The organism is Mesorhizobium sp. B1-1-5, assembly GCF_006443065.1.
In the GTDB taxonomy this organism is placed as follows: domain Bacteria; phylum Pseudomonadota; class Alphaproteobacteria; order Rhizobiales; family Rhizobiaceae; genus Mesorhizobium.
Map to the genome: position 1 here is coordinate 1 of NZ_VFWS01000672.1, position 1025 is coordinate 1025.

The 1025-nt window shown below is 63.3% G+C and carries 1 protein-coding gene and 1 pseudogene; both read right to left on the bottom strand.

Features of this window, described 5'->3' with window-relative positions:
* Positions 1–385: pseudogene (locus tag FJ980_RS34265) on the bottom strand (ABC transporter permease); the annotation flags it as partial.
* Positions 385–1025 (bottom strand): ABC transporter permease (locus FJ980_RS34270; protein ID WP_140547743.1); only part of this gene is annotated, 641 nt, incomplete at its 5' end. The pseudogene FJ980_RS34265 and the gene FJ980_RS34270, both read right to left, overlap by 1 nt.

Sequence of the window (1025 nt, forward strand, 5' to 3'; positions counted from 1 at the left end):
GCCGCGTGTCGAGATAGACGGCGTAGATGCCGATGGCCAGGACCACGCCCGGCACCACCATCGGCGTCAGCATCAGCATGCGCAGGAGATTTGCCGGCCGCGCCTGCATGCGGTCGAGGCCGAAGGCGGCAAGGGTGCCGAGCACGGTTGCCAGAACCGCAACGATCGATGCGACCTTCAGCGAATTGAGGAAGCTGGTCGACCAATCCGGATTGGTGACGAAATTTTCGTACCATTGCCAGGAGAAGCCCTGGGGTGGAAATGCCAGCGATTTGTTCTCGTTGAATGACATCGGCACCACGACGAGCGTCGGTGCCACCAACCATATGGCTACCAGCAGGCAGACAAGGCCCAGCATGAGGCGGGTAAGCGGCTTCATCTCCATCAGGGCCGCCCCGCTTGCCGATGGCTGGACCGCATCACGGGCGCGGCAAGCGCCAGCAGCACGAAGGTCGTGACGAGCAGCACCACGCCCATGGCCCCGCCCCTGCCCCATTGCAGGAGGCTGAGCACCTGTGTCTGCACCAGCGTGGACAGCATCGTCGAGCGCGGTCCGCCGAGCAGGGCCGGCGTGATGTAGAAGCCGAGCGCCAGGATGAAGACGATGATCGCGCCGGCATAGACGCCAGGCATCGACAGCGGCAGATACACCGTGAGGAACGCGCGCGAGGGTCTCGCCCCGAGGCTCCGCGCGGCTTGCATCAGCCTGAGATCGATGCCTTTCATGACCGAATAGAGCGGCAGGATCATGAAAGGCAAAAGCACCTGCGCCATGCCGATGACCACGCCCGTCTGGGTGCGGATCAGCCTGATGCCGCCGAACCCGAGCGCCCGCAGGATCGAGTTGATGACCCCCGAATCCTGCAGCAGTATCACCCAGGACAAAGTGCGTACCACGCCGCTCACCCAAAACGGGATCAGCACACATAGCAGCAGCACCAAGCGCACGCGTGGTCGGACCGCGGTCATCAGATAGGCATAGGGATAGGCGCAAACCACGCAGACCAGCGTGACCCATGCTGAAA